This is a genomic window from Paenibacillus sp. 01T422 (genome assembly GCF_056398785.1).
The window spans coordinates 1-4,513 of sequence record NZ_JBFTQB010000522.1; the positions used below are offsets into that span (position 1 = coordinate 1).

Consider the following 4,513-nt stretch of genomic DNA (forward strand, 5'->3'; position numbering starts at 1 on the left):
GAATTGCACCGATCAGGTAGGAACGTGGGGACATCAATGGATGCCACAGTGCAAGCTACWAGGATGACCTAACMGTCWATAWCCTTGAGTAACGAGGAACTTATGATYTAGTAAAGTCAGTTAGAGGGAACGCCGGATGCCGGGAAACTGGCACGTCCGGTGTGGCGCAGGGGAAAAGCTGGAGATTACATCAAATGCTTACCTATTGCAACCTATAGCTCAATAGACAGCATGAGAAGGCTGCCGACAGCATGAAACGGTAGCCTTCTTTGCTATACGATCGAGAGGATCGTTTAATTACTTCGGCGAATACTCCATGGATGGAATCTTTGCGTAGTTCGTAAATAAGACGTTATGCGAAACCGCTTAATAGGAGTGAGAAAACATTTGGTAAATCTAGAAGTTATTCAAAATCATTTTAAGAAACTAAATTCGGTGGAGCTACATCATATGAGCGATGCACTTCGAATGAGCTCGCCTTTATATAGGCTTGTTTGTTTTATTAATAACTCAATTGCATTGTTCACGAGTGAGAATTATTTAGGAGTAGCTTTATTTATAAAGAGGGCTCACAAAGAAGTCTTAGTGGTTAAATCTTATGAAACTATAGGACGAGAAGAATTTATTATGAAGTACACTACATTATGTGAAGAATTTTTAGTAGATTTAACGAAATACATAAGAAATAACAAGCTTATTAGTGATAAGGATATAGAATTATTTTTTTATGAAGACTAAGAAATTAAGATCGTTGTATAAGACATTTGTAAGTGTCCTCAAGAAGCAGCAGTATCGCATAACACCGTATTCACGCTTCGGAGCATAATTAATCATTAAGCTAAAGTAAGAACGTTACTTGAGAAAACAAGGAGCAATCGCTGATGCTCCTTGTTTAAAAGTATCAGGCAGCTGAATTGAATAGGAAATTAAATATTGAGGTGAGGATATGGATACTTCTTATATTCAATTAAAACAGTTTATAATTTCTTCCAAGGAAATCTTAAGTGTGAAGGACATTAAAGAAGTAGAGCATTACTTCAACCACAGTGAATATGAGATGGCGTTTGAAGGTCTACTCATTGAACTTACCAAACTAGGGAAGTATCCTAAAGAGTTTAATTTCTCCGAGTGGAGAGACTTGGAGAACATTTTCAACTTGATAAAGATTCAGTTTTTGATGAATTTATTTGGATTAAGTTCTTGAATTGGGTAAATAATTACACAGATCAAAATATCTGAAAATCATATTGTATTGAAGTAACGAGGAACTATAGTTCAATAAGCGATTAATACAGGCTGCCGCGATTAATTACTGCGGCAGCCTGTTTCGCTATTCCAGCTAATAGCTTGTCAATATTTAATTATTAATGATGGATTCATGAAGTGATATACTTAAAAAAGTGCATGGGAAATAACCGTCCGATAAAGCACGGAAGTATTTTCCATATATTTTTATTTTTCACGACTTACTCTAAACGGAACGCTTCCTTAGTAGTTAAGATAGCAAAAATCCAGTGGATGAGTTTATTCGCACAAGCAATTATCGCTACTTTGAATAGCTTTCCTTCGGCACGTTTCTTATCATAATAAGCCCTTAATTTCTTATTTCTATTGCTACGGATACCACATCGTACAGCTTGATACAGGGCAGTACGAAGTCTCCTGGAGCCATGCTTAGTGATTCTATTCTGGGTTGCTGTAAACTTGCCTGAAGAAAAAACGCTTGGATCAACGCCAGCAAAGGCCACCAGTTTCTTTGCGTGATCAAACCGATCGATTTCCCCAATCTCAGCCAAAATTGTTGTTGCAATTTTAGTGCCATTAAATCATATTCTAGTAACTCTTCTGCCAGGGCATCTACCGATTTAATAAGGGTTGCTAGATGCTCCTGGTATTGAAGAAGCAACTTGATGAGCAACTGCAAGGAGATCAAGTGGCTTGGAAAAGCCGTCTCCTTAAATGGATTTCGCCTTGCCGCAGCTGCCAGGCTTTGTGCACGTTCCAAACACCACGATGCGGATTTACCACGCCCAGTGAGTCGCCCGATCGCTGTTGCAATTTCATTATCGGACATTTCTAGGACCTCTTTAGATGTTGGGTGTAATGCCAGAAATCGAAGGGAAACTTTAGAATAAAGATCACCAAACACGCCATGATATTCGGGGAAAACCTGATCCAGAATTGACTGGAATTGTAGTTTTGCTTGAACATAGATACCCGTTAAAGATTCATATTGTCGTGTTAAATAGCGTAAATTCATGAGATGCTGACCCCGTTTTTTGTAGGGTTCAAACTCCTCTTTATAAAACAGCGTCCCAAGTTGATAAGCATCAGCTGCATCCGTTTTCACCCGTCGTAAATTGGTTTTCTTGGCTTCGTGTGAGATTAACGGATTAATTATAATGTACAGATACTGTTGCTCGTCCAAATACTGAACGACGGGGCTGTGATAATGGCCTGTCGCTTCCATAACAATGGTGGGAGGCATCTCTGCAGCTGATTCCAATCCTCTAATATAATTTAAAAAAGAAGCTAACCCTTCAATATCATGACTAAACCTAAAAATCTTCCCATGAGGTACTCCCCGATCTAAAAAAGCTTGTGCATGGCTCTCTCCCTTTGAAACATCCAAACCAATGACTGGATTCATAACATCACTCCTGTAGTATTCTCACCGGCAACCCCTAACCTTCTTGTCTTCCACACTATCGCATGTGATACGGGATTCATGTCCCAACCAGCCTAAACATGGTTGAACAAGTAGGGGGGATGAACTGAATAGCTCTCGGGATCTGGCTCCCACGGGCAGAATCGTTCGATCCCCGGCTACCGCTATCTTAAGACCACACAAAAATGAGGTCTACCAGAAATATCTGGTGACCTCATAATACGAACGGGCAGGTCAGCGAAACTCCCACCATTTCATTGCGTCCTAAATTGTGGGAATAATAAATATCACTTCCAATTAGGGATTTCAATAAAGAGAAGTTGAGAATATAACGTCGAATAAGAAAAATATACTGGCAACTATTTAGGGGGCATTCGTTATGTCGATTAGTAAAAGTAGGAAAAAAATATTATTGGTTTGTATTATGATAATGTTGATGCTAGCATCGGCATGTGGAAATGTTGAAATGACATCAAATCAAAATACTACTAGTGATCCTAAACTTTCCGAATATTGTAATGTAGAAAGTATAAAATTGGATAGTGAAACTGAAAAATATTTCTATGGAACTTGGAAAGTTGAGAAGCTTTTAGGATTCGCAAATTCATATAATGATGCTTCTGAATATCCAACAGGGCAAAAATTTATTGGAGATGAAATTATAATTAAAAAAGACTTTTTTTCATCAAAAGGACTTAAAAACTATAATATTTATCAATATGAACTAAAAAATCCATTAAATAAGATTACAGCGGCATGTGATAACTCCGACTCTTTTTATAGATTATATAAAATAGTTATCCCAGACTTAAATATAAATGATGTAGTAAAAGTAATAAACATAAGTGACCCTTCTTCAAAAGTTAACATACCTCTAACCTTTTTTGTTGTTAATAACAACAGGCTTATCATGTTATCAGAGGCAACTATTTTTGAACTTAAAAAATTACTGATTAAATGAATTAAGGAAGCGCTAATGAAGTAAAACTATTCGAATCTATTTATTAAATTAACGAAGGAACGATAGCGAAACAGCGGTTGCTTAGGCAGCCGTTTTTGTTTTCCCCGAGGGACGGGCAGGATACTTCCAATCATTTAGAGAATTACCGGATTAGTTAAGTACAATATGAGGGGGATATTTCATTGAAATTTCAAGCTGTTTTTGTAGATCGTGATGGAACATTAGGTGGAAACGGTCACTTCATTCATCCTCGAGACTTTGAGTTATTCCCTTCATCTTTAGTAGCATTGCAGTTATTAAAAGACCATGGTGTTAAAATATTTCCCATTACTAATCAACACAACATATCCAAAGGATTAGCGACAGAGTTAGAATTTCAAAAAGAATTTGAAAGTTATGGATTCGATGCAGCATATATATGTCCTAATGAGCCTGAAGAAGGCTGCGTGTGTCATAAACCAAGACCTGGAATGTTTAATAAAGCTGCTGCCGATCACGAACTAGATCTGACTAATTGTGTTGTTATTGGAGATGTGGGTTCGACTGATATGCTTGCAGCTGCCGCTGTAGGAGCCAAAAGAATTCTTGTCGAGACAGGCTGGGGTAAGCAGTCTTTGGAAAAATACCGACACAAATGGTATGAGCAAGCATCCCCAGATTATATTGCGATGGACCTTTTAGATGCAGTTGAATGGTTAGTAGGCATCCATAATAAACAAGAATTGGTATGACGCTATAACCTAATGAAGGAAGTTACATTTAGAACCAAGATGAGCTGCCAGCATGATCGGCAGCCTTTGCTCGACTAAAGGGCGTAATGTTGCAAAACTATATGGTTTCAAATGAGGAAGGATGTGAAAATACTATGATAAAGGCGTGTTGGA

General features: G+C 37.8%; 4 protein-coding genes and 1 pseudogene. 4 read left to right on the top strand and 1 reads right to left on the bottom strand.

The window, feature by feature from the left end:
• Positions 1-450 precede the first annotated feature (450 nt).
• Complete coding sequence (locus tag AC1DUA_RS24880) at positions 451-738, top strand: hypothetical protein (RefSeq protein WP_477502318.1); 288 nt, start codon at positions 451-453, stop codon at positions 736-738.
• A gap of 208 nt (positions 739-946) precedes the next feature.
• Positions 947-1,204 (top strand): hypothetical protein, encoded by a 258-nt coding sequence (locus AC1DUA_RS24885; RefSeq protein ID WP_477502319.1) that lies wholly within the window; start codon positions 947-949, stop codon positions 1,202-1,204.
• Between the two features lie 262 nt (positions 1,205-1,466).
• Here AC1DUA_RS24885 and AC1DUA_RS24890 read toward each other — a convergent pair.
• A pseudogene (locus AC1DUA_RS24890) lies at positions 1,467-2,650 on the bottom strand (IS110 family RNA-guided transposase).
• Positions 2,651-3,047: 397 nt separating this feature from the next.
• On the opposite strand from AC1DUA_RS24890, the gene AC1DUA_RS24895 reads away from it, so the two are divergent.
• Positions 3,048-3,629, top strand: a complete 582-nt coding sequence (locus tag AC1DUA_RS24895; protein ID WP_477502320.1) for a hypothetical protein — start codon at positions 3,048-3,050, stop codon at positions 3,627-3,629.
• A 182-nt stretch (positions 3,630-3,811) separates the two neighbouring features.
• Complete coding sequence (locus AC1DUA_RS24900) at positions 3,812-4,360, top strand: HAD-IIIA family hydrolase (RefSeq protein WP_477502321.1); 549 nt, start codon at positions 3,812-3,814, stop codon at positions 4,358-4,360.
• Positions 4,361-4,513: the final 153 nt, after the last annotated feature.